Annotated in this window: 19 protein-coding genes; 3 read left to right on the top strand and 16 right to left on the bottom strand. The window is 34.2% G+C overall.

Annotation, left to right across the window (positions count from 1 at the left end; genetic code table 11):
• Positions 1–38: 38 nt before the first annotated feature.
• Together HZY91_RS07210 and HZY91_RS07215 are read right to left on the bottom strand one after the other, a co-directional pair.
• Complete coding sequence (locus HZY91_RS07210; protein ID WP_197115610.1) at positions 39–743, bottom strand: ABC transporter ATP-binding protein; 705 nt, start codon at positions 741–743, stop codon at positions 39–41.
• An 11-nt stretch (positions 744–754) separates the two neighbouring features.
• Positions 755–1,879, bottom strand: a complete 1,125-nt coding sequence (locus HZY91_RS07215) for an ABC transporter permease (RefSeq protein WP_197115611.1) — start codon at positions 1,877–1,879, stop codon at positions 755–757.
• 173 nt (positions 1,880–2,052) lie between these two features.
• On the opposite strand from HZY91_RS07215, the gene HZY91_RS07220 reads away from it, so the two are divergent.
• Positions 2,053–2,601: a GNAT family N-acetyltransferase gene (locus HZY91_RS07220; RefSeq protein WP_197115612.1), complete on the top strand. Its 549-nt coding sequence runs from the start codon at positions 2,053–2,055 to the stop codon at positions 2,599–2,601.
• Positions 2,602–2,650: 49 nt separating this feature from the next.
• Here HZY91_RS07220 and HZY91_RS07225 read toward each other — a convergent pair whose 3' ends face one another.
• Positions 2,651–3,652, bottom strand: a complete 1,002-nt coding sequence (locus HZY91_RS07225; protein ID WP_197115613.1) for a YeiH family protein — start codon at positions 3,650–3,652, stop codon at positions 2,651–2,653.
• A gap of 118 nt (positions 3,653–3,770) precedes the next feature.
• Between HZY91_RS07225 and HZY91_RS07230 the strand changes: the two genes are divergently transcribed.
• A complete protein-coding gene (locus HZY91_RS07230; protein ID WP_197115614.1) occupies positions 3,771–4,658 on the top strand; it encodes a LysR family transcriptional regulator in 888 nt (295 codons plus the stop codon).
• Positions 4,659–4,896: 238 nt separating this feature from the next.
• On the opposite strand, the gene HZY91_RS07235 is transcribed toward HZY91_RS07230, so the two are convergent.
• The 9 genes from HZY91_RS07235 to HZY91_RS07275 form a co-directional block, all read right to left on the bottom strand.
• Positions 4,897–5,508 (bottom strand): CPBP family intramembrane glutamic endopeptidase, encoded by a 612-nt coding sequence (locus tag HZY91_RS07235; protein ID WP_197115615.1) that lies wholly within the window; start codon positions 5,506–5,508, stop codon positions 4,897–4,899.
• A gap of 170 nt (positions 5,509–5,678) precedes the next feature.
• Positions 5,679–6,326, bottom strand: a complete 648-nt coding sequence (gene pcp / locus HZY91_RS07240; RefSeq protein WP_197115616.1) for a pyroglutamyl-peptidase I — start codon at positions 6,324–6,326, stop codon at positions 5,679–5,681.
• Positions 6,327–6,346: 20 nt separating this feature from the next.
• A complete protein-coding gene (locus HZY91_RS07245) occupies positions 6,347–7,354 on the bottom strand; it encodes a DUF979 domain-containing protein (protein WP_438940307.1) in 1,008 nt (335 codons plus the stop codon).
• Positions 7,341–8,039 (bottom strand): DUF969 domain-containing protein, encoded by a 699-nt coding sequence (locus tag HZY91_RS07250; RefSeq protein ID WP_197115617.1) that lies wholly within the window; start codon positions 8,037–8,039, stop codon positions 7,341–7,343. Before HZY91_RS07250 ends, HZY91_RS07245 begins: the two co-directional genes overlap by 14 nt.
• 244 nt (positions 8,040–8,283) lie before the next feature.
• A complete protein-coding gene (locus HZY91_RS07255; RefSeq protein WP_197115618.1) occupies positions 8,284–8,688 on the bottom strand; it encodes a DUF3887 domain-containing protein in 405 nt (134 codons plus the stop codon).
• Entirely contained in the window at positions 8,681–9,337 is a 657-nt protein-coding gene (locus tag HZY91_RS07260) for a YhfC family glutamic-type intramembrane protease (RefSeq protein WP_197115619.1), read from the bottom strand. Before HZY91_RS07260 ends, HZY91_RS07255 begins: the two co-directional genes overlap by 8 nt.
• 69 nt (positions 9,338–9,406) lie before the next feature.
• Positions 9,407–10,732, bottom strand: a complete 1,326-nt coding sequence (locus tag HZY91_RS07265) for a GHKL domain-containing protein (protein WP_197115620.1) — start codon at positions 10,730–10,732, stop codon at positions 9,407–9,409.
• Between the two features lie 4 nt (positions 10,733–10,736).
• On the bottom strand, positions 10,737–11,471 hold the full coding sequence (locus HZY91_RS07270) for a LytR/AlgR family response regulator transcription factor (RefSeq protein ID WP_197115621.1): 735 nt from the start codon (positions 11,469–11,471) through the stop codon (positions 10,737–10,739).
• A 296-nt stretch (positions 11,472–11,767) separates the two neighbouring features.
• Positions 11,768–12,949 carry an amidohydrolase gene (locus tag HZY91_RS07275; protein WP_197115622.1) on the bottom strand — a complete coding sequence of 394 codons (1,182 nt, stop codon included), beginning with the start codon at positions 12,947–12,949 and terminating at the stop codon, positions 11,768–11,770.
• A 118-nt stretch (positions 12,950–13,067) separates the two neighbouring features.
• Here HZY91_RS07275 and HZY91_RS07280 point away from each other — a divergent pair, with 118 nt between their 5' ends.
• Positions 13,068–14,267, top strand: coding sequence for a hypothetical protein (locus HZY91_RS07280; RefSeq protein ID WP_197115623.1), 1,200 nt, complete (start codon positions 13,068–13,070; stop codon positions 14,265–14,267).
• A gap of 98 nt (positions 14,268–14,365) precedes the next feature.
• On the opposite strand, the gene HZY91_RS07285 is transcribed toward HZY91_RS07280, so the two are convergent.
• The 4 genes from HZY91_RS07285 to HZY91_RS07300 all read right to left on the bottom strand — a co-directional run bounded on the left by HZY91_RS07285 (position 14,366) and on the right by HZY91_RS07300 (position 18,231).
• The gene (locus HZY91_RS07285; RefSeq protein ID WP_197115624.1) at positions 14,366–15,070 is read right to left on the bottom strand and encodes a rhodanese-like domain-containing protein; all 705 of its coding nucleotides are present in this window, start codon (positions 15,068–15,070) and stop codon (positions 14,366–14,368) included.
• A gap of 597 nt (positions 15,071–15,667) precedes the next feature.
• A complete protein-coding gene (locus tag HZY91_RS07290) occupies positions 15,668–16,048 on the bottom strand; it encodes a DUF6176 family protein (RefSeq protein WP_197115625.1) in 381 nt (126 codons plus the stop codon).
• Between the two features lie 98 nt (positions 16,049–16,146).
• The gene (locus HZY91_RS07295; protein WP_197115626.1) at positions 16,147–17,820 is read right to left on the bottom strand and encodes an ABC transporter ATP-binding protein; all 1,674 of its coding nucleotides are present in this window, start codon (positions 17,818–17,820) and stop codon (positions 16,147–16,149) included.
• A 12-nt stretch (positions 17,821–17,832) separates the two neighbouring features.
• Complete coding sequence (locus HZY91_RS07300; RefSeq protein ID WP_197115627.1) at positions 17,833–18,231, bottom strand: ribbon-helix-helix domain-containing protein; 399 nt, start codon at positions 18,229–18,231, stop codon at positions 17,833–17,835.
• Positions 18,232–18,312 lie beyond the last annotated feature (81 nt).

Here is an 18,312-nt window from a genome sequence, read left to right on the forward strand (position 1 = left end):
TATACTTATTATTCTTCTTAATAGACCTCTCTTAAAATTTAATTGCTTTTATCGGCCTGCATTGTTTCATGCTCCGTTTGCAGTCTTAAAACTCCATCTTCCATATAATATACTTTGTCACATTGATCAATCAATCGCTGATCATGCGTGACCATGATCGTGGCTTTCTTCTCCTCACGAGTCATTTGCGATAAAATATTTACTACTTCAAAGGCTCTCTCAGTATCCAAAGAAGCTGTCGGCTCATCTGCGAGAATAACAGAGGGTTGATGATAGAGCGCTCTGGCAATTGCTACTCGTTGTCGCTCTCCTCCTGATAAATCGCTAGGATATTTTTTCCTTAACTTTTCAATGTCTAGTCGCTGATAAAGATATTCAGCCCACTCCTTATTAAATGGTTGTTTTTTTATTTTATTCACCAACCTCAATTGATTTTCCACTTCTAGAAATGGGATTAGATTTGAAGCTTGTAAAATAAAGCCTAATTCATTAAATCGAAGCTTCGTTCTTTCACGAGAATTTAAATCAGAGAAAGCTTGTCCATTAATCAAAACCTGCCCAGTAGAAGGTTGCTGCAACCCTCCAATAATCGTTAACAGGGTACTTTTACCTGAGCCAGAGGGCCCGATAATTGCTATAAACTCTCCTTGATCAACCGAAAAATTAGTTTCCTTTAATGCCTCAATCTTTTGCTCTCCATCTTGAAATTCTTTTGTTATATTCTTAACTTCTATTGCTTTCACCATTTTTCTCCTTATCCAATTGCCTCTAAAGGATCGATTTGTGCCACAGAATACACTGAAAATAAAGACCCCAAAACTGAAAAAAGCAAGATTAGCACACTAATAGCACCCATAAATAAAACATTCAGAGAAAATGGAACACTAGAAGGTAAAAAATAGGCTGTCACCAAAGTTAAAAGGAGACCTATAACCAAACCTATAATGGATAATAAGAAAGTTTGATTCACAACATATTTAGCAATATAAAAAGTTGAAATTCCTTGCGCCTTCATTACCCCAAACATACTAATCTTCTGAACCGTTAGGACGTACATGAAAATTCCAATGATAACAGCTGCTATCGTAATCAGAAAAATAATCATCAAACCAAAAGTCAATACTTGAGCCATATAACCAGGCAATTCATTGATAAACGAATCAATCGAAAAAACCTTTAACTCATCATTCTGAACCTCAATATCTTCTAAGCGATGATGACGTAAAATAAATGCACTTATACTTTTATTTTTAGAATCAGTCACTTTTCCAAATCGAATCGCTTGAAAAGTAGGAATCGTTGCATATAAGACTGGTTGAACATTAAATTGAGCCTGCTCAGTAAAGCCAACAATCTTAAAACTTTCTTCCAAATCTCCAAACAAGGCTAATTCGTCGCCTATCTCAACCCCATACTCTTCATGAAGTCGGATATCAGCCACAACTTCAAAGTCCTTACTAAAAGACTCTCCCTCAATAAGATTAGGCATGATAAATTCATTTGAGTTAATCCCAAAAATAGCTACTTCTATTTTATCATCCGCTATATCTTTCACCACTTCCCCTTCCTTTGTATCGGTTTCTCCTTTTTTAGGGGATTGTAGAACAGTAGAGACTACACCTAAACTTGCAATAGAGTCAGCGTTGATTTGATCTTTGTCACTACTCTTTAACACAGATCGATTAATATTTACATTCGCTCCATCTGGTAAAACAATCGCATCTGCATCCCATTTATCAATTGCTGTTCGATTATCTTCTGCTAAGCCATAAGCCAATCCAGTTAGAAAATAAACCAAATAACTTACTAAAATTAAAATTCCAATCACCAAAGCATAACGCATTTTCGCATGCTTTATTTCCTTCCATGCTAAAAACATCTATTCCCTCCTCCATTACCAAACTAATCAATGCGTAAGTATAACAAAAAAAAATAATAGTCGCAATTAATAAACATTTGTGATAGTATGCAGCTTAATATCATTGAGAAGTAGTCAATTTACCACAAAAAAATGGAATCTTCCATAATAAATAGTATAGGAGCTAACCCGCCATGAAGGATATCGGTACCCAAACACTTGAAAGCAAGCGTCTCATTTTACGAAAAATCCGCCAAGAAGATGCTCCTTTTATCTTTAAGAATTGGACTCATGATCCACTAGTAACGAAGTATGTGACCTGGGACCTCCATCCCACTCTACAAACTAGTGAAGAATATGCTCTCTATAAAGTGAAACGTTATTCAGAAAACTTTCGCTTTGATTGGATAGTTGAACTCAAGGATATCCATGAGCCTATTGGAGAGATCGAAGCTTGTAAAGTTAATATCAAAGATCGAACAGTAGAAATGGGCTATTGTTTTGGCTCATCCTTCTGGAATCAAGGCTACGCCACCGAAGCTCTCCAAATTTTTATTCACTACATGCTAAATCAAGTGAAAGTTGACAAAGTCTACGCTCGCTATATGAGTAGTAATCCTGCTTCAGGTCAGGCTATGCGGAAAGCGGGCATGTCTTATGATGCAACGCTAAAAAACTATGCCTATGATGAATATCTTCAAAAAAGAGTCGATCTTATCTATTATTCCATTACCCGTTCATAAATAAAGAGTCGACACAGATTAGTGTCGACTCTTTACTTGCTTCTTTCATTTATCTCGCCTGTATTAATAAAGTCATAATCGTAATTCCTAACCAACAACACAACCCTAATAGAATTGGTTTGCCTCCCTCACGTATGAGTTTAATCACATCTGTTTTATAGCCAATCGCCGCCATAGCCATGATAATTAAAAATTTAGACAATACTTTAAAAGGTAAAAAGAATTGTTCAGAACCTCCTAACAGAAGAACCAGACTTGTCACTAAACTCGCTGCAATAAAACCTAGAATAAACGTTGGGAAGGTTTGCTTTTGAGAAGTCGATTGACTAGAAAATTGGCTCATTCCTAAAAGCATCGTAATCGGTATAATCGCTAAGGTTCTGGTCAATTTCACAGTGACAGCCTTATCGAGTGTTTGATTCCCTAACTGAAACATACTGTCCCACGTTGCAGCAGTGGCAGTGACAGAAGATGTGTCATTCACAGCTGTTCCCACAAAAGTACCAAAACTATCCCCCGAAGTTTGAGGAAAATTTAAAATGACACCCACCATCGGAAAAAGTAAGGCTGCCAAAATATTAAACAAAAAAATAACCGAAATAGCTTGGGCCACTTGATCCTCTTCAGCCTCGATAACAGGCGCAGTAGCTGCAATTGCAGATCCTCCACAAATAGAAGAGCCGACCCCAATCAGAATTGCTGTTTTCTTAGGAATATCTACTATTTTATAAAAGAGATAAGCAATTAACAAGGACGTAGAAATAGTCGTTAAAATAATGGGTAAAGATTCTTTACCGGTCTTCCAAACCACTTGCAAGTTAAGACCAAAACCTAAAAATACCACTGCGTATTGGAGAATGTCCTTAGCAACAAACTGAACTCCTTCTTGCCATTTTGCCTGTTTTCTTAGAAAAGGGGCTACACACATTCCGCTAAGAAGCGCAAACACTGCTCCTCCAACCAAAGGAAATACCTTCCCTAAGAAATAGGCAGGGACTGCCACCAACAAACATAGTAAAATTCCTGGACCTTTTCTTTGCATAACATTCATCTTACCCCTCCAAAACTCCTTCTTTTCTTCTTCATTATAAGCTAGAATAATCATAAATAGTTATGATAGATTGTGATGATCTCATAAAAAATATTTATATCAGATAGAGGGAGGCCCTATGTTAGATTTTAGAACTGAAACTTTCCTAACATTATGTAAAGAGATGAATTTTACTCGAACCAGTCAAAAGCTTAATTTAACGCAACCAGCTGTTTCTCAACACATTAAATATTTAGAGGAAGAATATCAATGTCAACTATTTATTCGACACCAACACAAGCTTAAGCTAACAGAAGCAGGAAAAATGCTTTTAGCAAGTTTAGAAACCATGAAAAGCGACCATTCTTTTTTAAAGAAAAGAATGCAAGCATCTATTTCCCAACAAGAAGAGATTAACTTCGGTGTGACCATGACAATTGGCGAATACTCATTGCTTCCTGCTATTAGTCAATTTATCTATCACCACCCCAATATCAATTTTAATATTCGCTATGCTAATACCGAAACCTTGCTTTCCCTATTAAAAGAGGGGAGTATTCAATTCGCAATTGTTGAGGGACACATTCATTCAGATCATTATCATACCCAGATTATAAAATCAGAAAATTTTATCGCCGTAGCTTCTCAACATTACCCATTTAAACAGCCTATCCATCAACTTGCTGACCTCAAAAAGGAAAGACTCATCATACGTGAACCAGGGTCAGGGACGCTTGCGATTTTCGAACAACTACTAAATATGCAAAATCTATCCTTAGAGGATTTTCCAAATCTTATTCAAATTGAAAATATGCACGCGATTGTTGAATCAGTTCGTCAATCCTGTGGCATCACCTTCCTATACCAATCTGCTGTCTCCAAAGACCTGGAAGACGGAAGCTTAATTAAGCTTAATCTCAATAATATTCAAATTCGACATCCTTTCTCCTTGATCTGGAATAAAAACAGCATTTTTAATGAGAAGTATCAAAACATTTTCAATGAACTTAACTCTTATCTCAATTAAGGATCTGTTCCTCTATCGATACCCTTTATCTTTTTAATTTATTAAAAAACAATCGTATTTATTATTAAACCTATTCAAAATCATATTTATCTATTTTGTTAAAGATTCCTCTCTCTTTTTATACTTTTAAGCATGATAAACTTTAGTTAGTCTCCATTATCATCGTCTCTTTTTTAAATAAAAAATCATTCATGATAAAGAAAATGCTCCACAAGAGCATCTTCTTTTATCGTGGTCATTAAAATATTCCTAACACCGCTAATAATCCTGAGAACAAATTGGCAAATGCATGAATAAACCAACTTGGCAAAATGGAACCCTTCCCCTTAAATTCATTGATATAACCCATCCACCAAGCAATCGCCCCTGTAAACATAATAATAAAAACAGCAGATACAGACTCTACTCTCCCCCAAAACATCCAACCATGAATCAAAGCAAAGACACTTGCTTGTATAATATTCGCCAACTGGAATCCCCATTTATTAGCAAGCCTTTTGAGGAGAAAACCTCTAAAAAATAGCTCTTCGGGGAAAGCTGTATTAAATACCGCATAAATTAAAAGAGATGGTATAGCCCAAACTCCTAACCCCTCAAATTGAGCGGTTGCCATCGGAACATCCCTCAATTTATACAAAATAAACATTGAAATGAACAGAAACGCCCCTGTCGTCACAATAATCCATGTCCATAATGATGAACCTTTCTCATTATTCATTGACTTCAAACCTATCCAGTCTCCAAATGACTGTTTCTTCCTGACACATAGTCCCCACCAAACCAGAGGAATTAATAAAAAAAACATAATTTGGACAACACTATTTACAATCGTCTGAATCAAATGATTCATTCTCTCTCCTCCTCTTAATCTTCAAAATTCACCTATCACTCATCCATCTTCTTCAAATCATTCCAACTTCTGTTAAGTACATCATATCAACGAAGCTTCAATAAAGTTTCAAGCTTTTCTAAATAGTTTCTAAAATAAAAAAGCATCCTAATTAGGATGCTTTTTATTTATTAATGAGTGGTACCTCCCACAAGTTTAATATCTTCTTGATCCTCGAAATCAACAATCGCTTCAATGGCCTTTTCAATACCTGTCACAATGTCCTTTAGCGACATAGACGGTTGCTGAGCTTTATCAACGACTTGTTCTGTCATAAAAGGAATATGCATGAAACCAGCTCGTGTCCCTGGTAATTCTCGTTCCGCTAAATAAAGCGATTGATACATAATATGATTGCAGACAAAAGTTCCTGCTGTATTTGAAACTTGAGCTGGAAGTCCCGCTTGGGCGATGTAATCTGCCATCGCCTTAACAGGAAGTGTCGAGAAATAAGCAGAAGGTCCATCGGCTTGAATAGGCTGATCAATTGGCTGATTTCCATCATTATCCTCAATTCTAGCATCGTCCATATTAATGGCTACCCGCTCAGGAGTCAATGCTGTTCTTCCTCCTGCTTGACCAATGTTTAATATTACATCTGGGCGTACTTGCAGAGCTAGATCACGCATGACATCCGCCGATTTATGAAACACAGTCGGAATCTCTAGTTTAATAATTTCGGCGCCTGCTATTTCATTCGGTAACATTTTAACAGCTTCAATTGCTGGATTTATGGCTTCTCCTCCAAAAGGATCGAACCCAGTTACTAATATTTTCATTTAATCTCTCCTATCTTAGTTTAAAAAGCTAATACATACATCAACACAACGTGAACTACTACCATAATTAAGGCTACTGGAATCTGTTCTTTAATTACCTTATATTCATCTTTCATCTCTAAAAGAGCAGCCGGTAAGGCATTAAAGTTACCAGCCATCGGCGTCATTAAAGTTCCACAAAATCCAGCAGTCATTGCAAGTGCACCTGCAATATAAGGATCAGCCCCCAACGCAAACACAAATGGAACTCCTACTCCTGCCGTAATGACCGTAAAAGCAGCAAATGCATTCCCCATAATCATCGTAAAAATGACCATTCCTAGAACATAGGCCACCACACCAAAAAATCGACTATCTGCAGGAACAAGACCTCCTATAATGGATGAAATCACTTCTCCTACACCTGCCGCTGTAAAAATAGCTCCTAAAGCCGCTAACAATTGTGGCAATATTCCGGTGGTCGAAACTTGTTGAACCATACGACTATTAGATGCTAAAAGATCAGAAGGTTTGGAACGAGTAATCCAAAGTACACAAAGCGTTCCAACAAAAGCCCCCAATCCAACTGATACCGCACTTAAGCTTTCGAAAGTCAATCCTACGATCATCGCCACAAAACCTAACATCAGAACCGGAATAAAAATCTTATTCCCAAACTTCTGAGCATTTTCTTCCGCCTTTTCTTGATCTACTTCTGGTAAATCACCTGTCTTAACCTGTTTAAAAAGAGTTAATAAGCCGATTAAACAAATAAGGATCCCGATATAAAGAGGCGGTATAAACGAACCTCCAATAAACGTTACACCACTTAAGATCCAAAACAAACCTGAACCTAATCGATTCGTATTTGTTTTATCCAACAAAGCAGAAACCCCTGCATGCAATAATTGTAAGCCTATCACCCAATATAGAATCTCTTTGAATAAAGGAACATGAGACTCTACTGCACTATTCCATTCTGCAAAAACTTTTGATATCGGTTCAAACCATCCCATCATTCCACTCAAAAAAATACTAATCATTCCCATTACTATGATCTCCTTTAGCATGACGTCTTTTGACTTGAACATCCAATAATAAATTGTAGACTGTCACTACAACTAAGGCAATAATTCCAATCGGTACTGATGCTCTCGCTATTTGGGCCGTTGTTCCATCATACCCCAGTTCTTGCAAAGTTCCGGCCATTAACAGCACACCCGCAGAGCCTAAAAAGATATTCTGACCATAAAAGTTGCCAAAGTTTTCATTCGCAGCAGCACGTGCTTTAATTGTCTCCACTTCACCTTCTGAGAGATCATCCGTCACTTTTAATTTTGCAGCTGCTTCTCCCATCGGATAGATAAGCGGTCTAACAAATTGCGGATGCCCTCCTAAACGAATTGAGAAAGCACCTGCTATAATTCGAATCAGCATATAAAGAGAATAGAGCCCACCTGTCGTCAGTCCCTTCAACTTTCCTATCAGCCGAATGGCTTGTTGCTTCAAGCCGAATTTCTCAGTCAAACCAATCATAGGCAATGATAAAAAGAATAATGACACAATTCTCTGATCAGCATAGGCTTGGCCTAAAGTAGACAGAAAATCAGGTAAAGAAATTCCCGATACTAACGCTGTTACCAACCCTGCAATAATGACTGTCGCTAAAGTATCAAATTTAAAAACAAACCCTAAAACAATAATGACAATACCAATTAGCTTAATCCATTCCATAAAATCCTCCTATAAATTCAATCGATAATTACAATTAAAAATACTAACACAAACTTGATTCCAAATAAAACATAAAGGTCATCAGCTATTTTCTTCTTTAAGTTCAAATGCATCACCATGTCTTACAAACTTTTCAAATAAAAATATTTGCTTTGTAACGAAAGCTCTTGCTTAACTTTCCTTCTCTCTCAGGCTAAAATCAAAAAAGCGATGCAATCGTATCGCTTTAACGAAAATAATTCCTCTACATTGGCTTATAGTATAATCCCGCCACTTGATCTTCTTGATAGCTAATAGTAAAAGCAGCTGATTTCTTACTAAATTCTATTTGTAAGATTGTGACAATTAACCCCTCTTTTTCTACAGCAATCGACTTCTTGATTTCTCCTATTTCTCCTAGATCTTTAATATCTTTTTGCATGGTCTGCCAAGTTTCCCTATCGATTACTTCCTTAATCTCCTCTGTAGAGGCCTCCATTAAAGCATCATAATCATCAGCAAGAATCCAACCAATTACCTCTTCTGAGTTTGTAATATATTCCTTTGATACTGTCTCATCTAATTTTTTCCCACCAGTACATGCAGTTAAACCAATAATCATGACCGTTAATAATACTAAACTTTTCATCATATGTTTTATTTTATTCATAGATTTTCCTACCTTTTCTTATTAAATACGTTGCATAGATTCCTACTAAAAGGGTCACACAAGTAAAAATAATTTCTGCCCAAACATAGTATCCCCTAGTAGCAACTATCACTGTAATAAAATTGGCCACACAATGTAGACCGATAGTAATCAGCCAAAATCGCTTTTCCTTGTTAAGTACGCCATAATAAACAATCATCGATAACGCAATATGTAATCCTATTGCAACTAATCTTTCCCAACTAATCAACCCATATTCTAATAATTGATTACTAGATATTATTGATGGCAAGCCCGCTAATATCAATGCTTCAATCCCACCATGCCCTAAACCAAACAGAAAACCGGTTTTTAAAATAGACTGTTTATTTGTCCTCTTCAAAAATATCCAACGACTTGTTTCTTCAAATAGGCCCGCTGTAAATGATAAAACAAATAAATAAGACAACCGATTATTTTCTACCCAATGCTTGATGCTATCACTATTAGCAATAATAAACCTAATTAGTGGAAGACGAATTAATAACTGAGAAACCAGAAAAGACAAGACACCAAATAAAAAGATTTTACTCATTTGATATTTCATTGAAAGAAATAACCCTACTATAGGAATCCCTATACAAATTACTAACGTAATAGAATATGCCAAGTAATCCCTCCTTTAGAACAGACTATCATTTCCAATAAGAAAAGATAGATTCTATTCAAACTTGGTCATTTATTTAGCATAAGTGGTTATTATTTCTAGACATTGAACAAAATACCCCTTTTCAAAGTGCGTATCAAGCATGAGATAAGGATATTTAACAATCAACTGTTGTAGATTCACCAGTCCAATTCCCCGATTCTCTCCTTTTGAAGATCGTGCTTCATCATAATAATATGCAAGAGGATATTCAAGATTAGAACAAGTATTTTTCACTATCCAATAAATAGCCTTTTGATCATGAAAACACGAAATAATAACCTTGGAATTTTCAATTAACTCTGCCTCCTCTATTGCATTATCAAGAATAATCGAAATGATACGAATAAAGTCTAATCGTTCAACTTGTTCAATCGTAATCTTGTCAGGAATATCAATCATAACTTTAATGTTTTTTGTAGAAGCTGACATGACTTTACTGAAAAGGACACTTTTCACCTCGATGCTTTGTATATTTTCTATTGCAGGATAATAAATCGATGGTTGATTTAATTGTGCTTTGCTTGGCTTAATAATCCTATTATAAATCTCTTCTACTTGTTCCATATCCTTTGCCTGAATACTCTGCTCTAAAGAAAGCAATACATTCAAATAGTCATGTCGAAACTGTTGAATTTCCTTCTGATTTTCTTCTAGTCCCTTCAAATAGAATTGTAATTGTTCTTGCTGCTGTCTATCAAATTGGCTCACTAAAATTTTCTTCTCTTGAAATGAAAACCAAATAATCAATAAAAGCAGAAGAAAGCTCCCCGCTATAAATACTGACCACAATATATCCCTTAAATTATGATCAAAAATGGACAAAAAAAGCATGTCGGGGGAACTTATCAAAAAAGCAATAGCCAGTAATAAAATCGACAAAAGTAAGATCATTTTACTGACTTTAGCTTGAATAAATAAAATAACTGTTTCTTCTATACGTTGCCTATTAAGAAAAATAAATACTTCTAAAACAAAACAAATCGTTAAATTTAACCAAAAATTAAAACTTAAAATAATCGGTAACGAGGAATTCATATACCAATCTGTTACCACAACCAATAACACATTCCGAAATAAACTCACGAACAATATCGTAAAAATGCTAAGCAATAATACAGATAAGTTACACTTTTGATCTGTATATCTTTTTCCTAATAAAAATAAACATAGCATCGGTATCAAAATCCCCATTTCACTGAGTCTCGTTATTCTAATCCCGACAACTATCCCTAATAAAATGGCAAGACAGCAAATAATTTTATGATAAAAATTAAAAAAATCATACTTCCCTATTAATGCTAAGAAAAAATTGATATGGTTAAAAATGATTAAAAAATAAATCGGATAAAATTCCATTTTGTCATCTTTCCTCTTTCATTAAATGCTTTATATCAGATAAATTGCGTCTTGAAATTTCAACCTTATCTCCTGACATTAATAGAAGCCACCTATTATGTGTGTCTAATTCTCTAACCATTCTCATATTAACTAAACACGACTGATTGCACTTAATAAGGAAAGAATGTTTCGCTTCCATTTCTTTAAGCGTTCCATAAAAAAGAATTTTTCTCAAAGGACCTCTTGCAACCAGGCGGTGGGCCTGAACCGTTTCAATGACTTCAATTTCTTTACTGGGAATTTTTTTAATACTTAATTCATTTTCAATTACGATATACTCTTGGTTACTAGGATCATTGATACGTTTTTGATATTCTTCTAAGCACTTACAAATCATTTTTCGGATATAGATTTCTGTTTGATTTTTTTCAATAAAAGTCAAAGCTGATACCAAATATTGATATGAAATGGGTGCGTATTCTCCATGGCTAGTAATAAAAACAATGAGTCCTTCTTGGTCATATTTCCGAATTTCCTTAGCTACATCTAGACCGTTTAGCTGATTTTCTTTCAATTCAATATCTAAGAAATATAGCGAAAGCTCACTCCTCTCCTCAATCATATCAAATAGTTTTCTATATTTAGTAAAAGTAAATATTTCTCCAAAATTTTGCGTAAACGTTTTTGACTCCTTTTCTACTAACTCTTTTATCTTTTGTCCATAAAATACATCATCATCTAAAATATATATACTCAATAGTAAGACCTCCTGTCACAAAAGAAATTATATCTAACAACTTATAAAAGCCTTTAATTTTTATTATACAACCTAATCCATACACTGTATATTCTGCCTTAAGCCTATTTAGTTTTTAGGCAATAAAAATCTCCCAAATTTTTATCAAAAAAATTCAGGAGATCATTTTTAAATTTATGGAACCTATATATTGAATTAGTACTCTCACTTTGTTACCACTACCGATTAATATAGACATGACTGCAAATTACATTCACTAATTAAAACAAAACCGCTTGATTTCATCCTCTATTCTTTTATTCTTTCTCTTTTAAATACGCCCAGGCATACTGTGCATATAGCTCTGCACCGACTTTTAACGCATCTTCATCAATATTAAAATTACCATTATGATGTGCCCAACAAGTATCTTTCTCCTCATTAGCACAACCAACAGTTGCAAAAGCACCAGGACAATTGGAAAGGTAGAAGCCAAAATCTTCTCCCCCCATGGTTGGGACTAAATTTTTAAAACTTTCTTCCCCAAATGCTTCTTTCGCAATACTTTCTATCAATTTCGCACTTTTCTCTTCATTATTAACAGCATCCGTCATACGATCATATTCAAACGTATAATCAGCGTGATACATTGCTGCAATAGCATTCGCATATTCCTCTAGCTTAGCCTCAATCGTATCACGGGCTTCACTGTCAAACGTCCGAACCGTACCTTCACAGAACGAATCTTCTGCGATGACATTAAAACGTATTCCACTGGACATCTTGCCAACAGTTACTACAGCGGGATGTAAGGGATCTAACTCTCGACTTACAATTGCTTGGATATTATTAACATATTGAGCCATCATAATGGTCGCATCATTCGCTTGTTGAGGCATCGCTCCATGCCCCCCTTTACCTTTAAAGGTCACCTTGAATATATCAGCAGCAGCAAAAGAGGGTCCTACTTGACTCGAAACTTCTCCCGTTGGTGCATTTGACCAAATATGGATACCAAACACATTATCAACACCATGCATTGCCCCTTGATCAATAAGCCATTTCGCTCCTCTTGCTTGTTCTTCTGCAGGTTGAAATAATAGTCGAATATTCCCTTGAAGTTCTTCTTTAACATCATTTAAAGCCCGTACTGCCGTTAGTAACATTGCAGTATGAGCATCGTGGCCACACGCATGCATAATACCATCTTTTTTAGAGCGATACTCTAATTCACGATTTAACTCATAAACCGGTAAAGCATCCATATCTGCTCTTAAAGCAACTGTCTTTCCTGGCTTACCTCCTTTTATTTCTGCAATGACTCCTGTTGGGTTCGTCTTTTTATACGGGATTCCTAATTCGTTTAATTTTTCTACGATCAATTGGGTTGTTTCATATTCTTCAGAAGATAATTCAGGATTCTCATGTAAATATCTCCGCAAAGCGATCAAATCATTTTCATGCTGGCTAATTAATTCTGTTATTTTTTCATTTATCATTTGAATGCCCCCTTTAGTGGATGTTATATTAAAACAAAATGATAAAATTGTCAAATAGGTTGACAATTTTATCATTTTAATTTAATGTAATTTACAATATTCTTAAAGGAGGGATTGCATGGATAGTTTTTCTGCTCTTACATTTGTCTTGGGAAGTTTTGCAATTGGAGATATTATCGCTACTAAGACCAAAAGTGTCGTCTCAATGTTATTTACAGTTTCAGTAATTTTTCTTATTGGTTTTTGGTTCGGCTTACCTGTTACTATCTTTGAAGATTCTCAATTACTAGGGGTTGGTTCCTTAACCATTGTCATGTTGCTAACCCATCTGGGCACTATGCTTGATATTAATGAATTAAAAGTTCAATGGAAAACGGTTATCATTGCAGTCTCATCAATATTTGGGGTGTTTATATTTATGATGCTATTAGTCGGCCCCTTCTTAGGATTTGAATATGCCTTTGTGGCTGCTCCTCCTCTGGCTGGTGGTGTCATCGCTGGTTTACAAATGGGAGAAGCTGCAACTCAAATTGGAAATGAAAATCTCTCAATTTTAGCGACTTTATTAGTTGTCATCCAAGGTTTTGTCGGCTATCCTTTGGCCTCAATTTGCCTAAAAAAAGAAGCCAAGCATATTTTATCAAACAAGCACCAGACAACTATTCAAGAAGGTCTTTCTCCTCTTAATACAAAAGAAGATAAAGAAAAATTACTCGATTTTATACCTGAAAAGTATCATACCAGTAATGTGCACCTTGCTAAAAACGCCCTTGTTTCGATGATCGCTATCGGTTTATCTGCTGCTTTGACTCAATTAGCTGGGACTACTATCATTGATAAGAATATTATGGCTCTTTTAATGGGGGTTGTCTTTTGTGAATTAGGCTTCTTAGAAAAAAACAATTTAAACAAAGGAAATTCTTTTGGTTTCTTAATGGCAGCCATCACTGCTGTGATTATATCTAGCCTTTCTAAAGCAACTCCCACTGTAATCGTAAATTTATTACCTGCTATTATTTTATCTTTATTTGCAGCTACTATAGGTATTCTAATTTTCAGTTCCCTTTCTGCCAAATTTTTAAAAGTCTCGAGATGGATGGCCATGGCAATTGGGATCTCTGCACTCTTTGGTTTCCCAGGAACGTATATTGTTACAAATGAGGTTTCTACTGCCGTTGCCAGAAATTCAGAAGAAAAAGAACTTCTAATGGACACCATGCTACCTCAAATGCTAGTCGCCGGATTCATAACAGTTTCAATCGGTTCTGTCATCCTAGCAGGAATCCTAGCCCCAATTTTGGTCAGTCAATTTAGCTAATCAAAATATCTAGACAACAAATTCCAATTTTACTCTAAAATAAGACCAACAAATTAACGTTGGTCTTATTTACAATAGGATAACTATTATTATGGTTCTTATTTCTCTTCTGCTGGAAATTCATCCGATGATGTTCCTACGATTAGGTTATAAACATTCTCGTAGCCAGCATCTTTAATAATCTGAGAACCTAAGCCGGATCTCACTCCAACATAACAGTAGTTATAGATCGGCGTTGCTTTATCTTCTGGCAATTGTTCTAAAAGTGGATCCATTTTCTCTGGATCGCCTAAAATTGCATCTGAAACGGCACGCTGATTAAAATCTTTCTCAAATTGATAATCGATCACTACTCTTTCACTGTCACTCTCCAATGCTTCTAAGAATTCATCTAATAGAATGTTATCATAGGTCACAAGAGTATATTCAAAATCTTTTACTCCTTCTGCAATCGTTACATCTTTATACCCAGCATCATCTAATAGTTGTTTCGCCTCTTTACTCATATTCTCAGAATTACAATAAACAACTATTGGAAAATCTTTTCCATATGCCTCTTCAATTCTTGCCATTTCCTTCGCTAATTTATCGACAGGAATATTAACGGCATAAGTGATATGACCTTCATCATATTGTTCTTCCGGCCGAACATCAATCACTAATACCTCTTGCATCTTTTCAAAATCCTCTTGAATAGCAGTTAAATCCTCACCAGTCATTTTTTCTTGAGCATACAATGACGGAACATTAACCATCGCAAAAAGACCAATTACTAACATCAAAAATTTAACAGATTTTCTCATACTTTTTCTCCTCTTTCGACTCACATTTAAACTAAAAAAACTCCCCTTTTAATTAATAATAAATATAACCGTTATAACTTCTTTCCTAATTGTCATCCTTTGTTTAGTATATCACTAAGACTCTTTAAAAAATTTAAGTATCATCTTTATTATCATATTCTAGTCATGAAATATAATAATCAATCTACATAAATACTTCATAATACATACTTAAAATTTGATAGCTTGATATTTATTTCTACACATTTTTATTACATAGAACCCCTTTAGCATTGGTTTAGTATTACTCAAAAAAGATTATTTATTCAAACTTATAATGCATTCTATTATTAATATTATTGATAATAAATTCCATATATTATATGCTTCAAAAATTTTATTATAGTGTTTTCAATACTTTTTAGACCCCAAAGATTCATAAATAAGGGTTCACCAACTTAAAAATAAAAATAGAGGACTAAAAAGCCCTCCTTAAGAAAATTTATATTTTATCTCATTTTTAGTAACTAACATTTATTCCTTGAAATCATATACATTTATCAGCTAACAAATTGTTAATATCAAGCAATAAGAGTATTCCCTTTCAAATTTAAATTATTACTTATTTTCAAATTCTTTATCTAAGTATTCTATCGTTTCTGTTATTTTAGGCGCTATCATCACAACTTGTGGCTTTAAATCAGCCATTCCATAACTTTCATCAATACATTCCTCCCAATATTCTAGATGTTTTATATCAATGTATGAGGTAGAATCAGTGACCTCAATCCCTCCAACTCCCTGTACAGAGTACCAATACAAATACTCTTCACCATTTAGTATTTCTCTAAAAATGGTTTCAACATACATCTTTTCATTTTCTAACGTTAATAAAGTATCCTGCATATTCTCATTTAAAAACTTCAACCATTCATCAACTTTTGCAGACTTTCCTTTTTTAACTCTGAAACGATTTAATTCTACTTTATAATCTTTCATACTTGATTTTCCTTTCTCAAATTCCTCAACATAAAATGATTAAAGTGATAAAGAGATTAACTTGCAATAAATTTCCTATGACCAATAAACTAAGATAATTAATTATTGATCATTTGCTCCTCTACATACCTTCTATAATCTGCATGATTAGAAAACAAATCATTATGGTTACCCCTACCTGTTATCGTCCCATTATCAAGAAAGATAATTTCATCAGCATTCACAACCGTTGAAAGGCGATGCGCAATCGTAATGGTAGTTATATTTTTCAACACATTATTTACTAAATCAATAATAATTGATTCATTATCAGCATCTAAATTGGATGTCGCTTCGTCAAAAATAATAATGGAACTCTTTCTTAACAATGCTTGTGCAATCGATAACCTTTGCTTTTGCCCACCTGACAACAGTTTTCCATTCTCACCTACTTCTGTATCCAAACCATTGGTCATATTGCTGATGTCTTCTTCTAAACCCACTAGTTTTATGGCTCTATTTATTTCTTGATCGGTAACAGGATGACTCAACCCTAACTTAAGATTGTCTTTAATCGTCCCGGGTATTAAATAGGTGTCTTGAGAAATATAAGCGATGGATTGCCTTAACTTTAATAAATTTATTTGATTAATATTTGTATCATCTATATTAATTGTACCTTCACTTACGGTATATAAACCTAATAAAAGTTTCGCTATCGTGGATTTCCCTCCTCCAGAGGGACCCACAATCGCTATTTGGGCTCCTTGAGGTAGTGTTAACGAAATATCCTTTAAAATATTTTTATCATTATAAGCAAAAGAAACATGTTTAAAATGAACATCTCCACTAAAAAAATTATATCCTTTCTCAAAATCTTCAATCGGATTATGAAAAATATCTTCAAGAGCAGTTAAGGCTCCCTTCATTGATGCATAATCGGAAATTTGTTGAGAGAGACCTCCAATTGGATTTAAAAGTTGAAAAGTATAGATTAAAAAAGACATTAAAGTACCAATTGTAATCGCTCCTATTGAAACTCGATATCCTCCATAACCAAAAATAATCGCAATAGAACAAAATAAGATCCCTAAGCCAACTGGCTGAGTAAAAGCCTCTACTTTGTATTTGGATTTAGCAATCTCATAATTCTGTTGACTTTCAGTTTCAAATTCTTTTAATAATTGTTCTTCAGCCGTCGCATACTTAACAAACGAAGTATTTCGATACATATTCGTTAAATGCCGTGTTAAAGAGCCCATTGATGCCTGAAATTTCTCTGAATTTTTGAAAGATAACTTTGACATTGGAATTAATATTGTCAACATTAAAGGAAAAATAATGAGCATTGATAAGGTCAATTTCCAATCTAAAGTGAAAAGAAAACATACAGATAAAATAATGGTCAATACTCCAACAACTAAATTGGGTAAGCTCTCTGTTAAAAATTTTCTAATTTGCTGACTATCATTCATAATGCGAGAAACTAGCTCTCCAGAATTTTGTTGATCAAAATATGATTGTGGCATATATATTAAATGGTAGTTTAATTTATATCTCAAAGCTACAATCGATTGTTCACCATGTAATGCAATTAAATAATTCCCTATCCCCGTTAAAATAGCCTGTAAAATAAAACAAGCGATCAATAGTATTACATTTTGTATATTAATTGTTAATTCTTTATCAATTAAACTCTTTAAAATCAATGGAATTATTACGGCTACAAAGGTAGCTAATATGGATAAAAGCATTCCCGCCACTAAATATCTATCATTTTTGATTAATTTCATAATATCCCTCTTTTATTTGTTTAATTGATTAATAAAATCCTTGATATTCTTACTTGCAATAAGTGTTCCTTTATAATCAACTGAATTAATCGTATCTGCAAAAAGTTCTAGGCTAACATCCTCAGAGATTATTAACAAACCAAAATGTTCTAAGTCAATTTTTTCGTTATTTCTTTTTATACGCTCTAATTTATCTTTTTTAAGAGTATATATACCAATTGATGACTCTGAAACTAATATTTTTTTTTCAACAAATTCTTCATGTTGATGAAGTTCTCTCCGAATTCCTGCTCTAATAAAATCAGTTCTATTAGAATAAAAACCTTGTTCTACTAATAAGTCAATTTTAGCTAAATCAATGTGATTAATATTAATAGTTAATTTATCAGTTTGCTGGTTATATCTTTGCATAAAACATCTCCTTACCATCTATGGGGATTGTTTAAATCATATCATACTCTCTCAAATAATTCTAGAGAGGTTTTCCTTCCT

The sequence above is a fragment of the Facklamia lactis genome, assembly GCF_015863205.1.
Lineage (GTDB): Bacteria > Bacillota > Bacilli > Lactobacillales > Aerococcaceae > Facklamia > Facklamia lactis.

Coding starts and splice junctions, on each gene's coding strand:
- HZY91_RS07235 (WP_197115615.1), bottom strand. CDS start 5,508: ATGAATCATTTGATTCAGACGATTGTAAATAGTGTTGTCCAAATTATG.
- HZY91_RS07295 (WP_197115626.1), bottom strand. CDS start 17,820: ATGAAATTAATCAAAAATGATAGATATTTAGTGGCGGGAATGCTTTTA.
- HZY91_RS07275 (WP_197115622.1), bottom strand. CDS start 12,949: ATGATAAATGAAAAAATAACAGAATTAATTAGCCAGCATGAAAATGAT.
- HZY91_RS07230 (WP_197115614.1), top strand. CDS start 3,771: ATGTTAGATTTTAGAACTGAAACTTTCCTAACATTATGTAAAGAGATG.
- HZY91_RS07300 (WP_197115627.1), bottom strand. CDS start 18,231: ATGCAAAGATATAACCAGCAAACTGATAAATTAACTATTAATATTAAT.
- HZY91_RS07245 (WP_438940307.1), bottom strand. CDS start 7,354: ATGGGAATGATTAGTATTTTTTTGAGTGGAATGATGGGATGGTTTGAA.
- pcp (WP_197115616.1), bottom strand. CDS start 6,326: ATGAAAATATTAGTAACTGGGTTCGATCCTTTTGGAGGAGAAGCCATA.
- HZY91_RS07265 (WP_197115620.1), bottom strand. CDS start 10,732: ATGGAATTTTATCCGATTTATTTTTTAATCATTTTTAACCATATCAAT.
- HZY91_RS07215 (WP_197115611.1), bottom strand. CDS start 1,879: ATGTTTTTAGCATGGAAGGAAATAAAGCATGCGAAAATGCGTTATGCT.
- HZY91_RS07250 (WP_197115617.1), bottom strand. CDS start 8,039: ATGGAATGGATTAAGCTAATTGGTATTGTCATTATTGTTTTAGGGTTT.
- HZY91_RS07255 (WP_197115618.1), bottom strand. CDS start 8,688: ATGAATAAAATAAAACATATGATGAAAAGTTTAGTATTATTAACGGTC.
- HZY91_RS07285 (WP_197115624.1), bottom strand. CDS start 15,070: ATGAGAAAATCTGTTAAATTTTTGATGTTAGTAATTGGTCTTTTTGCG.
- HZY91_RS07225 (WP_197115613.1), bottom strand. CDS start 3,652: ATGAATGTTATGCAAAGAAAAGGTCCAGGAATTTTACTATGTTTGTTG.
- HZY91_RS07280 (WP_197115623.1), top strand. CDS start 13,068: ATGGATAGTTTTTCTGCTCTTACATTTGTCTTGGGAAGTTTTGCAATT.
- HZY91_RS07290 (WP_197115625.1), bottom strand. CDS start 16,048: ATGAAAGATTATAAAGTAGAATTAAATCGTTTCAGAGTTAAAAAAGGA.
- HZY91_RS07220 (WP_197115612.1), top strand. CDS start 2,053: ATGAAGGATATCGGTACCCAAACACTTGAAAGCAAGCGTCTCATTTTA.